Consider the following 19,035-nt stretch of genomic DNA (forward strand, 5'->3'; position numbering starts at 1 on the left):
GGCTATTATAAAACGAAAACGAGGCATTGTCTGTCGAAATAAGGCATTTTCCCAAAAATGAAGCGGTATCTGTACGGATAATAAAAAAACCCCGGCGTTTGCCGGGGGAATCACTTCCATTTATCAAATGGTGATGTTCATTCTGGTTAGTGAACGTTCAAACGAGACATCGATGTGATCATCACCCGTGACGTAACGCCATAGCTTTGCCCGCATGACATGATCGAACCTTGCCTCATTTCCTTGCCATTGCTCATAGCCTCTATCCAGGATCGCCGTAACCTCCGGATCCCTATACCCATCGGTGTTAAACAACGCGCGCTGCTGCTGCCCGGGACGTAACCGTAGCTTAAACACGAATCGCGTCTTATCCGTAGAATTAGGCTGAGCGCAGTGCCAGATGCCTTGGTGAACGAAAAACATCGTTCCGGCTCTGGACACCATCTTTTTCTGACCTTTAATGTTTTTATATCGGCCGATACTAGACGTATTAACTCTACGCAGATGAGAACCTGGAAGAACAAGCGTTGGTCCCATCTCCTCTGGGGCATCGTGGGCAAAATAGAAGGCTTGAATGTCAAAGCCGTAATCTCTTGTATCAATGATGGAATCCGCATGCCATTCTTGCGCTTTGCTGTGCTGGGGTTTTACTACATGCAAGTAAGAATGATCATAGATCGAATACTCGCCAACTAAACTTTGAATTATTCCTTTGACTTGAGGCAGCGCGAACACCTTCTGGATGTATTGAGACTGGTTCCAATATAAGTGCCCGGGGATGTTTTCCAGCCGCTGCTCTTCATCAACAAGCTCATTCCACTCCTGAGGCACGAGATCCTCCACCAGCAAGTACCCGTCTGTTACGAATTTGGCCATTTGTTTGGCCGATAGTAAGTGCTCTTTTCCTATGAGTTTCATTGGACAGCAACTCTCCTCTCCAAGACGTACTCGTATGGCAGATGCCCAGATTCGTGCTCGTTCCCCCGTAAATAAACAGGCAATGCTGCTAATTGAATGACGAACCATCCGTCTCTCATTGCATGAAGCACGGATGGATAGGGTGGTTCTTGCTGATCCCCGGTATTCATCTGCCTTTGGCTCTCTGGAAGCGAACCATCATACAGCGCCCAAGCAACTGTTGAAGATTCTAAATCAGGCATGGCTAGGTGTAGGATTAGAATTTGTTGTCTTAGCTCCGACATTTTCGATACCCTCCTTTTACAACCTCTACCATCAAAAAAACATACTTTGCTTTCTTATGTAAAGGTACACTTAAACCAGCAGCGTACATTAGGCTAGGACACATCATTCCGATCGTACCTATGGAGATCCTCGAAGCTCGAAACAACGCAAAATCATATAATATGACTTTATAATGTCATGTTATAAGGTGTATGCTACCAAGAGAGGTGAAGCATATGTCGTTGAGCAGACATTTTGAAATCGTTTATATGTTACTCCATAAGAAAAAAGTGACTGCTGATGAATTGGCAAAGCATTTTGAGGTTTCCAAACGAACGATATTTCGGGATATAGATGCCTTAAGCGCAGCCGGGATACCCATCTACAGCAGCAGAGGCAAGGGTGGCGGAATATCATTGATGGAGGGTTATGTCTTAAACACCTCTTTACTGTCCGAGCAGGAACAAGGTGATATCTTAATGGCCCTTCAGAGTGTGGCTGCCGCTACCATCCCACAGGTAGAAGAAGTGCTGAACAAATTAAGTAGGCTGTTTAAAAAAGACATGGGTAACTGGATCGAGGTGGATTTTTCCCCATGGGGAAGCCAAGACAGCCAGAGACAGCTATTTTCTCTCATACGCAACGCAATAATCACGAATCGTATTATAAAGTTCCGCTACTATAACGTCGCCGGGAAACAGAGCTATCGCAGCATCGAACCTGCCAAGCTCTTGTTTAAAGATAAATCCTGGTATGTGGAAGGTCACTGTTTACATACCGAAAGTCATCGTGTGTTTAAGATTAGCCGAATGAAGGATATTGAAGTTACCGAAACTAGTTATGAGCCAAGAACGGTGGTAACGTCTGCAGATACAAAGCAAAACAACTTATTTCATACAATCGAAGTGACTCTTCGAATTTCTGCTCAAGGTGCTCACCGAGTGTACGACGAATTTGCTGAGAAAACGATTACTCAGGAGGAAAACGGCTCTTTTACCGTCACGGCACAATTTCCTGTAGGTAATTGGCTGGACAGTTATCTGCTATCCTTTGGCCCCCTCCTTACAGAGGTTAGCCCCGAACAAGTACGTACAAGACTATTGTCTCATCTAGAAACAATGAAAAAAAATTTAAATGATCCTTTTAAAACATGACACGATGTAGTCATATTATGACTGCTATGATGAGTTTGTAGTTATCTCTCACAACATACTCACCATAGGAGGTTGAAGGATCAATGAATCCACATAGAACCATGCCAGCAGCAGTAGAAACTTACTTTACATCAGCGAACAAAACCCAGCTTGAGGCTTTTACTTCCGCTTTTGATAAAGATGCGTTGATCTTGGATAACCATCGCGAAATCAAAGGTATGAATGCCATAAAATCATGGTGTGAAGCAGAAATAATAGGGCCGAATGTCACCTTCGAGATCGTGGATACGGATTACACGAATAATTACATTGTCGTAACTGCAAAAGTAAACGGGGACTTTGACAAATCGAATCTTCCCGACCCACTCCTTCTTAAACATCAATTCCTAGTAAACAACGATAAAATTAAAGAACTCATTATTACACTTCCATAAAGTAATTTAAAAATAAGAAGGATGGAAAAACGTATATGCCCGCTTATGTTGTTTTTATACGGGAACAGAGTTTTGATCAAAGTGAACTCCTACGCTATTCTCAGTTGGCACCGGCAGGTTTGGCCGGGCATTCCGTCAAACCTCTTGCCATGTATGGCACACACCAGATTCTAGAGGGACCCGAGATTGAAGGGCTGGCCATCTTGGAATTTCCCACTTTTGAGGAAGCACAAGATTGGTACACTAGTCCAGCCTATCAAAAAGCCCTAAAGCATCGACTTCGCGGAGGTCGGTACCGAGGTGTCATTGTCAAAGGTATACAAGGTTCCCAAGACAAGTTAACTCAGAACGGGGATACCTAGAAGTATTTTCAGCAAAAAAGTGAAAATCAGGAGGAAATATTCGCATGAGTTTTCAATTAGAAAGCATTTTAAGTGAATTTAAAGGCAAAAAAGCCTTGGTCACAGGCGGTACTAAAGGAATGGGCGAGGCCATTGCTAAGAGACTTACGGCTGCAGGTGCTACCGTAATAACTACGGCTCGAACTACTCCAGTTCATTTAGAAAATCCAGACCTGTTTATTCCCGCCGATATTAGTTCGCCTGAAGGTGTAGATAAAGTGGTGAACGGTGTTCTTGAGCGCCTAGGCGGTGTAGATATTCTTGTCAACAATGTTGGAGGCTCGTCAGCCCCATCAGGCGGAGCTCTTATTTTGACGGACGAACATTGGCAGCAAACTTTTAACGCCAATCTGTTCGCTTCCGTCCGTTTAGACCGTGGGCTGCTACCGGCTATGGTGGAAAAGGGGTTCGGTGTTATTATTCATATTTCATCCATTCAACGTCGCTTACCTCTGTACGATGCAACGTTGGCTTATGCTGCGGCCAAAGCAGCTTTAACCACTTACAGCAAAGGATTATCCAAGCAGTTTTCGCCTCAAGGCATTCGTATTAATACAGTTGCGCCAGGTTTTATCGAAACGAATGCAGCACAAAGGTTGATTGATCGGATTGCTGAGACGACAGGCGACCGAGAAAGTGCATTAAAGCAACTGATGGACTCGTTGGGAGGAATTCCAATTGGTCGTCCAGGACTACCAGAAGAAGTCGCTGAGCTTGTTGCTTTTCTGGTATCCGACCGAGCCGGTTCCATTACAGGAAGTGAATATACTATTGATGGTGGAACAGTTCCAACCGTTTAAAAGTCAATTTAAATACGTTTCTAAATAATATAGAACTAGTCAAATGATTAAAATCAATAGGCCCGAATTAGCATAAATTAAGCTAATGGGCCTATTTTATAGGTAGAGATTACGATAGTTTTATTGAATTGTCTCGTCCTCTTCATGCTCATCGTATTTGTTAATATGAGCTGTCATGGCCTCTACTGCTTCATTCACATTCGTTGTTGCAGGAACTTCTTTTACCTCATCCTCGGTTTTATCTAGAAAATTTGCTTGATCTACTTTAATTGCATCTAAGCTGTTGCTCATAAAAATCCTCCAATTTTAAGTTTATTCTTCAAATCCAAAACCGACCCCATGACTACCTAAGTTGTACCACTTGCACGTAGAAACTTATTTGAAATCATACTTCAAACGAAGTCCTTAATTCCATCTCTATCAGTTGAATCTCAATGGTATTATATAAATTTACAATTTCTATCAAGTCGTTGATTTCTTTTAGTATTTTAATGATATAAATAAAGTGATTTTGCAAATCGAGAATTAAGTTATTAATTATTTGGTTTTCAGTTATCTCGATTTTTTGTAAATGTTGCTCAAGTGTAAGTTCTTCTTTCGCTTCAGATACCATTAAAATCCTTGGTTCTACATTTTTTAATTCAATTAAAGGATCAAGTTCATTTGCTAATTCTATATAAGTTTCACTTAATTTTTTTCGAGAACTATTAATAATTTGATGCTTATTAATATTATTATTATTATTTGATTCGACTAAGGTCCACCAGCCTAGGGTAAGCAAAATGCTTATTATACATACCAAAAGAAAGGGGAAAGTAAACATTTTATTTACTTTATTTACTTCCTTTCTTAAATCTTTTTTTAAAAGGGAGGCATTAGGATAAACGCCTCCCTTTTATTTATTGTAATTTATTATTAGTTTGGTTATTATTGCTAAAATTTTGATTTTGACCTTGAATAGATTGTTGATTAAGTTGGTTCGTTTGTTGTTGTGATTGCTGAACCAATTGCTGCATTTGGTTTAACATTTGAAATGATTGAACTGTTTGGTTAGCTTGTGTTAAAGTTTGTGTTGCTTGCTGGATGGATTGTTGTAATTGTTGTAATGATTGTTTTTGTTGATTTTGAATTTGAGTACTAAATTGATTCATCTGACTCACAAGTTGCCCAAGTTGTTGGTTTTGAGGACTATTTGTAGTTCCCGCGTTTTGCTGTTGTGAATTTTGAACTTGGGTTAATATCATTTACATTTGGCTTAATTGATTTTCTAAAGGAGTTAATTCATTTGCGATTTCCATTTTGACCGTATCCGCAATTTCATCTGCAATTCCCACTTTTGTAAGTTATTCTGTCTTTAAAGTAATGAATTATACGGACGTTTTTTAGTTATAAAAATTCCCAATGAACTCACTGATTATGTAATGATCCTTCTTTTTACTTATCCTTATCATCATTTTTATTATCTTTTTTGTCCTCTACTTTATTAGCACTTTCATCTTTACCATTTATTTTTTCAACTTCTTTATCGGTCTTTTTGGCTTCTTGTTTATCTTTTTGTTTCTCTGAATCATCAGATGAACTTTTGGAGCTCTCATTTTTCACCTTTGTTTTTGGATTTGCATTACAGCCAGTAAATGATATCGCAAGAGTTAATATACTCAGAGTAGCAATAATCCTCTTTAATTTAGGCAATTCTGTTTTCGCTCCTTCAATGGTAATATAATCACACTTCGCCTACTCAACATTCGTTACAGATTTATTATCTCTATTCTTCTGCGTCATTCTTAAGTGTCAATCAGTATCGAGGTTAAATTTCAAGGTGCTTCTCTCACTTAATACATTGTGTTATACTAGAATACTGTTTCAATCCATCCCAATTGCCCCATATGCATTCTCGGCACTTCTTAGGTTGTCTAGGTTTTATTTCAATGCTCATATATACCCCCCTAGCTTGATTCCAGTTTACAACAAATGTTAATTTATCCTATCATTTCATAAGTATACTATGATACAAAAAGTGCCCTAGGAACGATTTCTTTTGAGTCCTGCCGACCTTATAAACGAATAAAAAACCGAATTTTGGACTGGGCCATTGAATTGCACTGTAATTCAATTTCTTTCTGAGAAATATCACCTTTTAGAGCGGAATCTCCTCCTGTGAAAAATGGATGCGGTTTACAATAATGTCCCCATTGAAGTAACTTTTTATCATATTCAACCCGCCCTTAGTTGAATGGTAAAAAAGAGACCCACAGCAACGGGCTGAGGGTCGTCATACGCCATTCGAAATCAAGACAGGCACCTCGACAATTCGTTCATCAGGCAGCTGCCTTATAGCTCCCCGATTGCGGACGTTCAAAATATCCACGCTTTGGGTGTCCCCGCGATGCAAAGCAAGTGCGATGTCGACGGGGTGCTCCCAACTGTCATGATGGAAAAGGTCGGCCCAATCCCGCTCCTTTTTAGCAACAGCTTGGAGCTCTTCAAGCCTGCGCTTACGTTCCTCTTCTGAGCCGTAATATGGTGGTGTCGTGGTGTAATGAATATCATCTTGCATAGGTATTCAGCATGATGATCCACAGCCCCCGCTACAATGGCTCCGTAAATTTCAAGCCAACGGCGCATGACATGAAGCACCCTATGTTTGCCTTCACTTTGCGCAGACCAGTCTCCTTCTCGAAGATAAGCTGTAAGTGAATTATGAAAGATCCGGCCTTAAAAAGAAAAAAACCGCACAGTATCAAGGCTTCGCGGGTTATTGAATGACGTAACTTTTTTGTTTTTTTCTGAAAATCGGCTTATCAACAACTACATAAATGAATCTGTTCTTCGGATGGAGAAATGCCCAGTTCCCGGCTAAGCACCGAACATAATCGGTATACAGACCAGAATTAATTATAAAACGGAGCCCGCAAAACCTGCCGGACTCCGTTATTGTTGATTAAGAATTGTTTAGAATTTGTTGTGTGCCGCGGTGAAATTACTGTTTTGTCTCAGAATTTGTTAGAAAAAAATATATGGTTTTCGTCAAGCCGCCTCTTTCGACCCTTTTTTCACTAAAAGGAAGTAAGACAGCATCGCTGCGGCGCTAGTGGATAAAATAATGACACCCAGCGGAACAGCCGTGTCTTCCCCGGCAATACCGACTAGCGGAGAAACGACCGCACCGAGCAAAAATGGAATGACGCCCATCAGCGCAGCCGCACTGCCCGCCATATGCCCCTGGCTCTCCATTGCAAGTGGGAAAGCTGCCGTGGATGTAATACCGATCGCCGCTACAAAGAAAACGAGCGGAATCACAAGTGCGTACAGGGGCCCGTGGAAAATAGCCACCAGTAAGACGACAATGCTGGCTGCGCCGGCAAGCCATAGACCGAACAGCAAGAAGGCTTGCTCCGACACACGGTGAGCCATCCGACCAACCAACTGCGAGCCGATGATCAAAGTGATGCCATTCGAACCGAACAACATTGCAAATACCGTAGGGGAAACCCCGTAAATATTTTGATAAATAAAAGGTGTTCCGGAAACGTATGCGAAGACCCCCGCGATCATGACCCCCTGCGCGAGCATGTAGCCCGTAAATGAGCGGTCTCGCAAAAGCGATCTATAGTTTCGTAGTTGTTGAACAAAATTGCTGGGACTGCGACGCTCGACAGGCAAGGTCTCTTGAAGTCTCCATTTTGTCATTGCAAGGAGGAATGTCCCCAGTAGAGCCAAAGCAATAAAGACGCCGATCCAGCTCGTGAGCGCTAGAACTCCACTTCCCGTTACAGGCGCCACAAGCGGGCCCAAATTTCCGACAAGTAAGAGCAGCGAGAAAAATTTGGTGAGTTCGTGGCCGCTAAACAAGTCGCGTGCGATTGCACGGGAAATGACAATGCCTGCCGAAGCAACAAACCCCTGTATTAGCCGTGAAAGGATCAGCAGCCAAATACTTGGCGAGACCGCACAAGCTATGGATGCCACAACATATATAGCCATGGAAATTAGCAATGGCTTGCGCCTGCCATAGACGTCGCTGAGCGAACCCATGACCAGTTGGCCGATACCCAGTCCGAGTAAACATGCGGTCAGACTGAGCTGGACGAGGGATGCTGTCGTACCGAATTGTTCTACAATCTGAGGAAAGGCCGGTAAATACATATCGATGGTAAAAGGCCCGAGTGTCGAAAATAAACCTAACAGCAGCGCTAGTCTAACGGCATGCTGATTGTTCTTGTTGGTCATCGTATAATGTTCTCCTCTTTCTTCATTCCATATCCGGAACTCTTATCTGTTTTTTGTTACACCTTAGCACAACTGTATAGTTATTGACAACAGTTACTTTTGACATGATAAAAGCAAAAAGCAGCCGCTCTAGGAGTTCCCTGTATCAGCTGCTTCTCATTAGTTTGCTAAAAAAGGTCGCTAAAACTGTTCGGCAAACGTTGTTACATTCTGGAAGCATAAAAGGTTGCTTTCCCCAATTTGCAAAAACACAGTTGCATTTGTTTGCATTAATGCAATCATTCTTTGCTTCAAAATAAACATTATCAACAGTATCTACAAAAGGTATCAATCGAATCGCCTGTAAAAAGTTCTGCGAAGAATATAAAAAATAGCCCTAGCCCGTTAAGGCCCAGAGCTTCAACTCAATTAAGCGTCTAGAAAATCTATGAACTTCACACCCCATGTTCTGTTAAACATAACGCGCGAAGGAATATTGGCGGGATGGTTTCTGGATACATGGTTCCGTCATTATAGGGAATTCCAATCATTTCTTAACATGCCATATACAATGTGATCAATGTAATGGTCATATAACCATTCGGCTTCACGGATTCGACCTTCATTAGTAAACCCTAATTTCTCTGGAATCGCCCTGCTTTTTAGGTTGTTAAGCCCACATCTTATTTCAACTCTGTTTAACCCTAATTCGTTAAAGCTATAATCAACTAATCTTTTGCAAGATTTTGTAATGATTCCATTACCCTGAAATTTTTCGCCTAGCCAATAACCAATACTGGTTTTTTTATTAGCCCAATCAATAGAGTGATAACCGATACATCCTACGATTTCCCCTTTAAACCATATGCCTGTATTGAATCCATTGTTAGAAGCATGTTGATTTTGACAGAATTGTATAAAGGATTTCGTATATTCGACACTTAGAGTCCCATCAACCCAGGGCAACCATTCTCTAAGGTAACCTCTAGAATCATCCGTTAATGCAAATAATTTTTCTGAATCGTCTTGTTCGAGTAATTTAAGCATCTTATCATCGTCAATTTCTAAGAGCATTTTATTCCTCTCCCCAATATCCATTTAATGTAATTATATCAAATAATATTGAAGGTTATAAACTTCTTTTTATTTACATTACTGCTCATTACAACAATGAACATCAAAAAGGAGCTGATCTTGCGGCAGGTCCCACACTATCGTTCTCCCTTAGCGTAATTCGAAATCACCCGATACGAAAGACGATTTCATTCCCAGTCGATTTATCTTATGGAGAATTGAACTCATTAAAGACAAAATCCATGCCTGAAATATCATCAGGTAATGCTGGCGATACGACGTAGTTAAATGATAAATGCACTGAACTACCTCCACCACTATCCATTCGACAATGTATGTTTCCCCTAGATACAATTCAAAATGTTTTGTTTTATTCAACTTTAACGACTGGTCACTCATTACATCCCAATCAATATTAAAGGTTATTACACTTGCGTTACTGTACTGCCGCATAGAGGTCACGGTATAGAAAAACTCTTCTTGTTCCTTGAATTTCAGAATGGGGACATTTTTTCTGAATCCAAGAGGTTCAACTATCGGTTTATAATGCTCTTCATTTCTCAGAACATGGAAAACTGATTTCAAATAATCCTCGTAGAGGTCAAAGGGAATTGCCCATTTCTCAATATACTCGAATTTCGGATAACCTTGATTATTGCTCGAAATTTCTTTGCGTTGTTTTAACAATTCGCAAATTTGCTTCTTGAGTGTCTTCATCGCTTCTGTACTCCAAAATATCACCTGGCTGACAATCCAAAGTCTTACATATCGCTTCTAATGTTGAAAAACGAACCGCTTTAGCTTTCCCATTTTTCAGAATGGAAAGATTCGCCATTGTAATTCCAACCCTCTCCGAAAGTTCTGTTACGCTCATTTTCCTTTTTGCCAACATCACATCAACATTGATGATAATCGCCATGATATTCACCTCAGATCGTTAAATCATTTTCTGATTTTATGTTAATAGCTTCTTGTAAAAGTCTTTGGAGAACAGCAGCAAAAACAGCGATCACTATAGAGGCGAAAATAATGACCAATCCGATTGGTATGAAACTTGGAGGGTCAACTCTTTTCCCCATGAAATAGTAGAGTGGCATACCTAGCAGGTACAAGGTACTGATCGTGATGGCACAGTATTTTATATTTTTTAAAGCCTTTACCGATAATTCCGAGAACGCTTGGTTCTTATCAATATAGCTTAAAAGTTTAAAAGCTTGATACAGAGCAAAGTAAAAAGGTATCGCTGCTGCGTACATATCGATTAAAACGAGAGATTTCATATAAGCAATATCTGGATACAATTCTCCAGCAAAATTCCCGATCTTAGGCACCAAAAATATGCACAATGCAAGAACTGGGATTCCTATAAAAATAACAGCTAGCTTTAAAAAGAGTGTCGTAACATGTTTCATAAAAAGCACCTCGTTTATTAAATTTTACCGAAACGTTAATCATTTTCTGGTTTTAATTCAAGGATGCTTTTTAATGGCTTTTTTGAAGTGCATCCACAATTAATTACCTTTAAGAAAGTGGTTGAACCTCGTTTAACATTCATTTAAAACACCTCCACTTATTTATTGACAACATGATTTTAGCATGTAATTTATCGTTTTTCAATAAATTTCTATTGTTTTATATTATATTATCATTGAAATATCCTTTTAATTTTGACAAATAAAAAAAAGCATTTCTCATTACAAAGAAATGCTCTTACTTTAAAATGTTAAATTTACAACTGGTTCAACAAAACTCCCGTTAGCGTGGAAAAGGCAGCCGATCTATCTAGCGGCTGCCGTCATGTCATTTTTCAACTATCGTTCTCCGTGCCAATCATTCTCCAGATTAAAAAGTGTCAATCCGCGAGTCGGTGTTTGTTATGTTCCAACGAATGAAGACGTAGCGCTATGAGGCCTGTTTCTCGTTCGATAAGCTAAAGACCAACATTGAAGCAATGAAGAGCCCAATACAGATAGGTGTGTATCCGAAGAGGTTGAGCCAATAGAAAATAGTTTTAGGATCTGCTCCTATACCAAATACCCAAACAATACCCGCAAGACTCCGTAAGAAAAGCCCTGTAGAAAGCAATAACAATCCAGATTTAAGAAGCCTGTCAGGTATAAGATTGTTAAACTTTCCAAGAAACCGTATTTTCGCCAACACGATAATTGTTGCGGTAAACAAGAGTAATGCAAGTGGAATGACAACCCATGGTCCAAACGATACATCTGCATTAAGGACTGCATGTGAAAGCGTTTTGGCATTAGCAGCAGGCCAAGTACTTCCTGTGGCCCAGTAAAGATGAACCAATCCATCTACCATGAGCACTGTTGCCAGAATGACTCCAGATCGCAACTTCGTTTCAAACCTCATTTTCCAATTCTCCAATAACTGATTTCAATGATTTCCTATACTCACCACGATAAAAAAAACCAAGTGATCCCCCATATACGAAATGGCCTAAGAGATTGATCATGACCCACATAACTCCATAATCTACACCTATGAAAGAAGGTTCAAACAATAAGCCATCTACAATCAGCCAAAGAAAGATTATCCCATAAAGTAAACCCGTCCATATGGATCGTTTTGGAATGAAACGAGCATATATATAGGAGAAGATTACTCCCCCAGCTAAAAACACAACATATCCTGCAATTCGTATAACCAAGGGGGATTGCAACATGAACATTTGTCCGATTCCAACTGCGACATCCAAACTATGGTGTAAAAACAAGTCTGTTAGGCGGTAAAATATCTCCATTAACAAGGTAGCAAGAAAGCCATTTCGTAAAACCTGAATCAATGAAACATTTTTTAAGACCCAAGCCATTAACATTTTCCTTTCTGTATTTAGTTTTGTTAACGTTCAGCCAAAATCCCATAGAAGAAAGTGTCTGACATTTGTTTAGCGAGTGTGTCGATGTCACGCTCATTTGTGAGAATTATACGGTAAGTAAATCGATCCAACATGGCAATAAAACCTTCTGCAGCGACCTCTATAAATAAGGAACTTCGTATAAGGCCTACTTCTTGATAATGTTTGAAAATTGAAGCCATCATTTCAATCATCACAAGTCGGAATTCTTCTCCTTGCTCCGATTGGTAAAAAGCGACTTTTGTCAGGTTTGGATCAGATGCGAAAAATTGAAATAGATGGGACAAGCCTACTTGAATTCTTTGCGGTACCTCATCATGAGGCAACTTGGCAATTTCGTAGGTTCTCTCAACAAAAGGAATTAACTGTTTACGGAAGTGGCTAATCAACTCCTGAAATATTGCTTCTTTGTTTTTGAAGTATAAATAAAATGACGGTTGAGTGAGGTTAACGTTTGATACAATTGTGCTGATTTTAGCTTCATGGTACCCTCGCTCAGCAAATTCCTTTGCAGCTGATTGTAAAAGTCGTTGTTTGGTGAGTTCACCTTTTGACAATTTATTCGAATTCATTAACAACCTCCTGATAAAACATTTTGTTACTTTGTATTAATATTACTATAGAATAACATTACTCACAAGTATCTTTTGGAAATTTCTTCTGCAAATATGAATCAGCTCAAAAGATTCCTTGGTATTTATCCCATCATGATTGCTGCTCAATTAATCCAGATCAATGAACTCATTACTGTACTCTACCAGTGGAAAAAGCAGCCGATTTTTGCAACGGCTGCCTCCATGTCCATATTGAGCTATTGGTCGTACTTATCCATTACTTCAGTGACTTTAAGGATGCCTCATTGTTTATATGGATCCAAGGGAGATCGAACCACTGACCTCATTGCTACCAGCGATGCGCAATCCCAGCCGAGCTATGCCCCCCACGTTATCAACGTTCTCTTATTTTTCTGGAAGGATTTCCATCGACTACGGATTAGTACATAACGATACCGATACCATCCTTCCAAGATATCATGTTTCTAAACGTAAAATTATTTCATTGACTGCTCTATTCTCCCGTTTTTAGCTCGGATTCCTTAATTTCCTTCACTCCTTGCACGATTTTCTCCTTGAGAATCTCAGGTAGTGAATAAACGACCGGTGCCGAAGGAATGTCGAATTTCAGATGGGAGTGAGGAATTTCCGTAAGCAAAGTACCTACCGGATTGCCTTGCCTGTCACGGATCACGTTCCAAAATATTCTCGATCTGTTATCTTCCGTGCCCCATTTCTCAAGGGAGTTTCTGAAAATCAAGCACTTGGCGATGACGAAATCGTTCTCCTCAAGCTTCTCCATCGCACTATAACCGGCACTTTCCAGTTCTTCGAATATGGCCGGCATCAGACCGTCCAAATAAAGGCCGTAGGCAGCATCTTCTATTTCAGCAAAAGCTGCCGTCAAGTCCTTATGCATCGCCTCGTACAAGGGCTTCCATTCGGACTCAATATAACGGTTGGCCGCCTCACCCATTTCTTTTATTGTCATGTCTTGGCGGAAATTCGGGAACTGTTTATTCATACACTTTCGCCTCCTTTTCATCATTGCAAATAAATTGTACAACATACAAGCAAATTGAAAGGTTTATCGAATAATAAGAAGGAGAATCTTATAAATTTCCAGAAAACCTTACAAGTAACTTTAATTCTGATTTTTTAGGGGGAGATCGCAATTTGAAAATGCGTCCCAAAAAAATGGCAGCAACATTCATGATTAGCCCCAGCACCTTACGTAACTATGAAGCCAATGGCCTCATCCCTCCTGCGGAAAGATCAGTGAACGGCTATCGTTTTTATTCGGACCTGCATGCAGCTTACTTGGCATGTATTCAAACCTTGGCCCCGGCATTCGGGATGGAAGTGACAACTGAGGTGCTTCATTATCTTCAGCTGGACAAGACACATAACGCTTTGTGGGCCATCAGGGAAAAGGAAATCGTTTTATACGACGATAAAAAGAGATTGGAGAGGTTGATCGAGGATATTCGAATACAAGCGATTGAAAATATATCTCCATATGCCAAAGAGCGCTTTACCATCAATGAAGTATCCGAGTTGACGAAAATACCTAAATCAACGATCCGTTATTGGGAAAAAGCAGGTTATGTAGCAGCGGACCGAGATCCTGAAAACCATTATCGTTGTTACGATGGAGGTCATCTGCAAAAAATGAGATTGATCCAAGTGCTGCAAAACTCCGTTTATTCAGAGGAAACCGTGAAATATAAGCAATCGATTGCCGCCACCGAACATGGGGATCTGCAAAGTATCATGAAGCTGGCCGAGAATATCCGGACTTACCTTGATAAGAGGATCGAGTCTCAAATGTGTGGAATATCAAGGTTATACAAATTAATTCAATTGATAAAACCACCGATCTAACCCCGTCGGAAATCAAACATTAGAAACAGAGGGATTAATATGCACCTCATTTTATGTTTATCCCTCGATAAAGTCGTGCAAATCCTGAAATACAAAATAACCTTAATTCTTCATTGTGCGAGAAATTGTTTCCCTTTAAATAAAAATGTGAAATACGATTCTTCGGGCACCCACCCCGAAGAATTTCTTTCCACGTCCATTATGATTTATGTGCATATTTAAATCCTCCATAATCAATGACCACGATCTGTTTGCTTCCTTTCAATCGTAAGTGCTTCAGGCGCAGGTTAGGAGCATACGGATTATAATAACGACCTATCCTCTTTGATGGAATGATTCCTTGATCCAACAATTTTTTAACCAATTGCATAAGTTGCCGTTTATATATCAAAGAATCGGAAGGAAATTTTTGAATGTATTTTTTCATGATTAACCAGCGGTAAACCTTATCGTAATTGATAATCGGTGCAAGATATTTTTTAATTACGTTCGACGATGACTGGTATAAGGTTACTTCCATTTTGTTGCAACGGATCCCTTTTTGAGACTTAGCTATTTTTATAACATAGCCGTTACCTAAATCGTAAACAACGCGCGTTGCGCCGGATCCAATAAATTTTTTCCTTCTTATCATCCTTTTCATGTAGTCATTCATTTTAATCAAGGTGGCATCCTACTCATTTCATCAATGTGATATCCAACTGTTCTTGCGGATTCTAATGACAATATATTATAAAGGATCAGATTGGTTTTGGACTTAACGGGAAATTGGGTACCTGTTACCAGTGTTGGGCTGCGGAAAAATAAAGAATTGATGATACTTCCCCGCACTAACTGTAACGGCAAGTTTTTGGGCCATCCTTTGCGGGATGGCCCTTTCTTTGAGCGCTTTCTTCAACTAAAGTTCAAGGTTGAGATCGGGGAACGCGGCAGCATCCATATCGTGTATTGATGCATTCCGAAATCGAATTCTGAAGGAAGCCAAAAAAATATTAAAACACTACTGACATACTGTTGTCAGTAATGTTTTTTATAATCGGAGTAAGTAATCGTAAAGGAGTGGGAGATAAATGCGAAGTATTTTGGCCCAAAATGATATGATAAGGTATTGTATCATTTGTTATAGGAAGGATGGTATCTCATGAATTTTGCTTCTGTACGCATCATTACCGACGACGTGGATCGTCTCGTCGAGTTCTATGAGAAAGTCATGGGTGTTTCGGCGGAACGCCCCGCGCCCGTCTTTGCCGAATTCGTTGTGCCGTCGTGCACCCTGGCGATCGGCCACTCCCAGACGGTGCAACTGTTCGGCGCTGGTTCCGCAGTGGCGGCCGACAATCACACTGTCATCATCGAGTTCCGCGTCCACGATGTCGATGCCGAATACGAGCGCTTGAAGCCGTTTGTTGGCGAGTGGGTAAAGGAACCAACTACGATGCCGTGGGGGAACCGCGCTGTGCTGTTTCGCGATCCCGACGGCAACCTGGTTAACCTCTTCGCGCCAGTGACCGAGGAAGCGATCAAACGGTTCAGCGGTAGGCGTTGACGGACAGTTGAAGTGAGTGTGGCGAATTTCGTAATTAGTAATTTTACTGAGCGCTTCATAGGAAGAGACCATAGCAACGAGCTATGGTCTCTTCATTTTATCTAGGTTCTTCATTATTTATTGAGAAATGGATCTATTTCGCGACCCTCGCTGATGCTGGCAGCCTATTTGTAATTGTGCTATCGTTCGCCGTCAGCGTAATGAGGGGTGAGTTCTAATCAATTCCAAAAACCAACATCACCAGTTTCATACAATATTTCACCTTTTTTATTCGTTGCCCGAATAGTAATAGGCATCTTCAAAATGTTTTCGACCAACGAGTACCATATCGAATATTCGCCATTATTAATAATTTGAGCTGTCTTATCTCCCTCACGAATTAAAAGAATCTGAGTTATTTCTGGATCTTTAACAACTCCATAAAGCATATGAATATTAAATTTTTGGTTTTCTGAACCATGCCAGCTTAAGACTTGATCTGTAAACATTGGACTTATATTTATATATTCACTTAATTCATATCCACGAATTTTCTTCTGTAGTAAAACAACACCTAATTCTGACCTATTATTTTTATAAAATGCCATTGTCCGCTCTCTGTCAGTATGTATATGTATTAATTCACTATAGCCCGAATCAGATTCTGAAATTACTTTTCCAATTTGATCATACAGAGGTTTATTTTATTGAATTAACCATATCAAAAAAATGATCGAAATAAAAAAGACAACGACGAGCGGAATATAAATTTTATTTATCTTCATTTTTCCTCCTCTAACAAAAAAATGGTACTTAATTTATATTCGCAGAACGACATCATATCACCTTTTTCTGTAATGGCTTATTCAACTAAGTAGAGTAAAGGGCTGGGGATTCCAGCCCCTCCTCATCAAACCGTACGTGCGGTTTTCCCGCATACGGCTTTCCGACGTTCTTCACCCAGGGCAGTACGGATTCCCCATGTACTTACAGTTTTCAAGCCTGAACGCTGAAGCAGCAGATGCATCTCACTCCAAATTAGCCTGTGCTTCTTGTGCTTCTTATTCCAGAAAAGCCTCATTCTCCTAAGGATGTACCAGTCTACCTTGGCTAGGAAGCCATTGGACTTCTTCCGATCTGCATCCAGATGAGCGTAATAGTTACGCAATCCCTGAATCATCGGATTAAGTTTTTCCACCATCAATTTTAGTGACCATTGGAGTCGGCCTCTTGGAGACGTTTCTTCTTTCACGCGCAGACGCATCTTCTTCATCGCTTTCTTTGATGGAAAACTTCGAAGTCTATACATAACTCCGCTTTTATGAAGATACGGCATTTTTCGATGGTGAAAACCAAGGAAGTCAAACCCGTCCTCGTTCTTCCAAAGACGTACTAACTTCGACTTGCTAGTATTCATGGTTAGTTCCAGTTTCCCAAAGATGGACTTAAGGATTCGAATTGATTCGAGTGCCTGCGGTTTGAACCTGCATAGAATGACTAGATCATCAGCATACCTAACCAGTTTTCCAAGATGAGAAAACCGCTTTTCCCAAATAGTATCAAGGTAGTTCAGATAGATATTGGCGAGTAACGGAGATATCACTCCGCCCTGCAGACTTCCGATTTCCGTTTTGTGCCAAATCCCTTCCTTCATTACACCTGCTTCAAGCCATTGCCTGATTAATTTCAGGATGCGCTTGTCACAGATACGCTCTTCTACCAGTCTCAATAGTTTGCTATGCAAGATGTTATCGAAATAGCCCGTAATATCTACGTCGACTACCCAATTAACAATTCCCCCATTGACGCTATCCCGAATACATTTGATGGCATGGTGTGCCGACCTCTTCGGGCGAAATCCATAAGAGCAATCTTTAAAATCCGCCTCAAAGATACCTTCGATCACCATTTTTGTTGCCATCTGTACAGTTCGGTCTCTGATCGTCGGAATTCCTAAGGGACGAGTTTTTCCGTCCGGTTTAGGTATCTCCTTCCGCTTCACAGGGGATGGCTTGTATGTCCCGTCCGCCAGCTGCTGTCTGATTTCTTCGATAAAGGTTTCTTCTCCGTATGCTTGAACGATGGACTCAATTGTTTGTCCATCTACACCGGCACTGCCTCGATTCTTCTTCACCCGCATCCATGCTTCTCGCAGGACGTCTTTCCGGAATATTTTATCGTACAGAGCATGAAACTTGCGTTTAGGGTTGGCCTTAGCCGCAAGATAGAGGGTATTTTGGAGTCGTCAAGCGTTTTCATTGGTGGCGTTAGCCGTATGTTCGGCATTCACTTGCTCTTACCTCCTCAAATTCCCATGAACGAAGTGGGGTATTGCCTTTCGGCGCCCTTCCCTCCCCGGGGTTATGTTGTCCACCGGATCCACGGTAGTATGGCCCCCTCCGACTCCCTTCCCGCAGCTCGCCACTTCACCTTTGGGGCTTATAGGTCTACCGTTTACGAAATAGAAACTTCGTGCGGGGGAGGGTCTCCCTAGTTCCAGATACAACTTTCTCTACATGCCGATCCCCTTACACCGGAGGGTTCTTCCGCGCTGCGGTTCCAAGATCTTTGCGCGTTCTATGGCCTTCGCCGGGGCAGACGTGGCTCGGCTCCCTCTTGTCCCTTTCGGGTTCAGTTTCACGATGCGGTAGGATTCACTTTATTACGGCCTGCAGATTTGCTTCATCACGATAATTCGTGACTTTTCACAGGGCTTCAGCCGTTGGATTTCGCCAACGTCTGCCTGCTAGCTACGAGGCGGCTTGGTCCTTACCCCGACTGAACTTGCATCAGTTAGTTGTACCTAGCTTGGCTAGGCGCGCCCTGCCCGTTACTTGAACAGGCTGCCGAACAAAGCTGGCAGCCTTTATTATTGTTGCTATAGTTCCTCGTTAAATGAGTTCGTTAGAAGTAATCTGTTACTTCAGTGGTACATAATTTGAA

25 protein-coding genes are annotated in these 19,035 nt (G+C 41.0%); 7 read left to right on the forward strand and 18 right to left on the reverse strand.

From position 1 onward, the window contains the following. Nucleotides 1–123: 123 nt before the first annotated feature. Entirely contained in the window at nt 124–918 is a 795-nt protein-coding gene (locus tag ASG85_RS32105; RefSeq protein ID WP_060648923.1) for a phytanoyl-CoA dioxygenase family protein, read from the reverse strand. Beyond that, entirely contained in the window at nt 915–1,202 is a 288-nt protein-coding gene (locus tag ASG85_RS38675; protein ID WP_057306788.1) for a hypothetical protein, read from the reverse strand. Before ASG85_RS38675 ends, ASG85_RS32105 begins: the two co-directional genes overlap by 4 nt. Nucleotides 1,203–1,418: 216 nt before the next feature. On the opposite strand from ASG85_RS38675, the gene ASG85_RS32115 reads away from it, so the two are divergent. From ASG85_RS32115 to ASG85_RS32130, 4 genes are all read left to right on the forward strand, one after another. After that, nucleotides 1,419–2,336 (forward strand): helix-turn-helix transcriptional regulator, encoded by a 918-nt coding sequence (locus ASG85_RS32115; protein WP_060648924.1) that lies wholly within the window; start codon nt 1,419–1,421, stop codon nt 2,334–2,336. A gap of 83 nt (nt 2,337–2,419) precedes the next feature. Then, complete coding sequence (locus ASG85_RS32120; RefSeq protein WP_060648925.1) at nt 2,420–2,770, forward strand: nuclear transport factor 2 family protein; 351 nt, start codon at nt 2,420–2,422, stop codon at nt 2,768–2,770. A 35-nt stretch (nt 2,771–2,805) separates the two neighbouring features. Further along, nucleotides 2,806–3,132, forward strand: a complete 327-nt coding sequence (locus ASG85_RS32125; protein WP_060648926.1) for a DUF1330 domain-containing protein — start codon at nt 2,806–2,808, stop codon at nt 3,130–3,132. A 44-nt stretch (nt 3,133–3,176) separates the two neighbouring features. Continuing rightward, entirely contained in the window at nt 3,177–3,971 is a 795-nt protein-coding gene (locus ASG85_RS32130; protein ID WP_060648927.1) for an SDR family oxidoreductase, read from the forward strand. A gap of 120 nt (nt 3,972–4,091) precedes the next feature. On the opposite strand, the gene ASG85_RS38795 is transcribed toward ASG85_RS32130, so the two are convergent. From ASG85_RS38795 to ASG85_RS32190, 12 genes are all read right to left on the reverse strand, one after another. After that, nucleotides 4,092–4,262 (reverse strand): hypothetical protein, encoded by a 171-nt coding sequence (locus ASG85_RS38795; RefSeq protein WP_164484195.1) that lies wholly within the window; start codon nt 4,260–4,262, stop codon nt 4,092–4,094. Between the two features lie 94 nt (nt 4,263–4,356). Then, nucleotides 4,357–4,794, reverse strand: coding sequence for a hypothetical protein (locus tag ASG85_RS32135; protein ID WP_060648928.1), 438 nt, complete (start codon nt 4,792–4,794; stop codon nt 4,357–4,359). A gap of 76 nt (nt 4,795–4,870) precedes the next feature. Continuing rightward, nucleotides 4,871–5,215, reverse strand: a complete 345-nt coding sequence (locus ASG85_RS32140; RefSeq protein WP_060648929.1) for a hypothetical protein — start codon at nt 5,213–5,215, stop codon at nt 4,871–4,873. A 190-nt stretch (nt 5,216–5,405) separates the two neighbouring features. Beyond that, complete coding sequence (locus ASG85_RS32145) at nt 5,406–5,663, reverse strand: hypothetical protein (RefSeq protein WP_060648930.1); 258 nt, start codon at nt 5,661–5,663, stop codon at nt 5,406–5,408. 580 nt (nt 5,664–6,243) lie between these two features. Beyond that, nucleotides 6,244–6,528: a hypothetical protein gene (locus ASG85_RS32150; protein ID WP_060648931.1), complete on the reverse strand. Its 285-nt coding sequence runs from the start codon at nt 6,526–6,528 to the stop codon at nt 6,244–6,246. Nucleotides 6,529–6,998: 470 nt separating this feature from the next. Beyond that, on the reverse strand, nt 6,999–8,201 hold the full coding sequence (locus ASG85_RS32155) for a multidrug effflux MFS transporter (protein WP_060648932.1): 1,203 nt from the start codon (nt 8,199–8,201) through the stop codon (nt 6,999–7,001). Between the two features lie 510 nt (nt 8,202–8,711). Beyond that, nucleotides 8,712–9,254: a GNAT family N-acetyltransferase gene (locus ASG85_RS32160; RefSeq protein WP_060648933.1), complete on the reverse strand. Its 543-nt coding sequence runs from the start codon at nt 9,252–9,254 to the stop codon at nt 8,712–8,714. A gap of 652 nt (nt 9,255–9,906) precedes the next feature. After that, nucleotides 9,907–10,173: a helix-turn-helix domain-containing protein gene (locus ASG85_RS32170; protein ID WP_060648934.1), complete on the reverse strand. Its 267-nt coding sequence runs from the start codon at nt 10,171–10,173 to the stop codon at nt 9,907–9,909. A gap of 10 nt (nt 10,174–10,183) precedes the next feature. Beyond that, nucleotides 10,184–10,666: a DUF2975 domain-containing protein gene (locus ASG85_RS32175; protein ID WP_060648935.1), complete on the reverse strand. Its 483-nt coding sequence runs from the start codon at nt 10,664–10,666 to the stop codon at nt 10,184–10,186. Between the two features lie 490 nt (nt 10,667–11,156). Further along, entirely contained in the window at nt 11,157–11,624 is a 468-nt protein-coding gene (locus ASG85_RS32180; protein ID WP_060648936.1) for a DUF3995 domain-containing protein, read from the reverse strand. Continuing rightward, the gene (locus tag ASG85_RS32185; RefSeq protein ID WP_060648937.1) at nt 11,614–12,084 is read right to left on the reverse strand and encodes a DUF6789 family protein; all 471 of its coding nucleotides are present in this window, start codon (nt 12,082–12,084) and stop codon (nt 11,614–11,616) included. The genes ASG85_RS32180 and ASG85_RS32185 overlap by 11 nt, the downstream gene beginning before the upstream one ends. A 29-nt stretch (nt 12,085–12,113) precedes the next feature. Further along, nucleotides 12,114–12,701 (reverse strand): TetR/AcrR family transcriptional regulator, encoded by a 588-nt coding sequence (locus ASG85_RS32190; RefSeq protein WP_060648938.1) that lies wholly within the window; start codon nt 12,699–12,701, stop codon nt 12,114–12,116. Between the two features lie 96 nt (nt 12,702–12,797). On the opposite strand from ASG85_RS32190, the gene ASG85_RS32195 reads away from it, so the two are divergent. Further along, nucleotides 12,798–13,133: a hypothetical protein gene (locus ASG85_RS32195; protein WP_060648939.1), complete on the forward strand. Its 336-nt coding sequence runs from the start codon at nt 12,798–12,800 to the stop codon at nt 13,131–13,133. Between the two features lie 64 nt (nt 13,134–13,197). Here the strand turns inward: ASG85_RS32195 and ASG85_RS32200 are convergent, their stop codons facing one another. Next, the gene (locus ASG85_RS32200; protein WP_060648940.1) at nt 13,198–13,707 is read right to left on the reverse strand and encodes a DUF6022 family protein; all 510 of its coding nucleotides are present in this window, start codon (nt 13,705–13,707) and stop codon (nt 13,198–13,200) included. Nucleotides 13,708–13,865: 158 nt separating this feature from the next. Between ASG85_RS32200 and ASG85_RS32205 the strand changes: the two genes are divergently transcribed. Beyond that, nucleotides 13,866–14,567 (forward strand): MerR family DNA-binding transcriptional regulator, encoded by a 702-nt coding sequence (locus tag ASG85_RS32205; RefSeq protein WP_060648967.1) that lies wholly within the window; start codon nt 13,866–13,868, stop codon nt 14,565–14,567. 199 nt (nt 14,568–14,766) lie between these two features. On the opposite strand, the gene ASG85_RS32210 is transcribed toward ASG85_RS32205, so the two are convergent. Beyond that, the gene (locus ASG85_RS32210; protein ID WP_060648941.1) at nt 14,767–15,231 is read right to left on the reverse strand and encodes a hypothetical protein; all 465 of its coding nucleotides are present in this window, start codon (nt 15,229–15,231) and stop codon (nt 14,767–14,769) included. 477 nt (nt 15,232–15,708) lie between these two features. Between ASG85_RS32210 and ASG85_RS32220 the strand changes: the two genes are divergently transcribed. Then, complete coding sequence (locus ASG85_RS32220; RefSeq protein WP_060648943.1) at nt 15,709–16,113, forward strand: VOC family protein; 405 nt, start codon at nt 15,709–15,711, stop codon at nt 16,111–16,113. A gap of 218 nt (nt 16,114–16,331) precedes the next feature. On the opposite strand, the gene ASG85_RS32225 is transcribed toward ASG85_RS32220, so the two are convergent. After that, complete coding sequence (locus ASG85_RS32225) at nt 16,332–16,700, reverse strand: hypothetical protein (protein ID WP_060648944.1); 369 nt, start codon at nt 16,698–16,700, stop codon at nt 16,332–16,334. A 302-nt stretch (nt 16,701–17,002) separates the two neighbouring features. Next, nucleotides 17,003–18,277 carry a group II intron reverse transcriptase/maturase gene (gene ltrA, locus ASG85_RS32230; RefSeq protein WP_156396954.1) on the reverse strand — a complete coding sequence of 425 codons (1,275 nt, stop codon included), beginning with the start codon at nt 18,275–18,277 and terminating at the stop codon, nt 17,003–17,005. Nucleotides 18,278–19,035 lie beyond the last annotated feature (758 nt).

Origin of the sequence: Paenibacillus sp. Soil724D2 (genome assembly GCF_001427935.1) — a bacterium.
GTDB lineage: Bacteria > Bacillota > Bacilli > Paenibacillales > NBRC-103111 > Paenibacillus_E.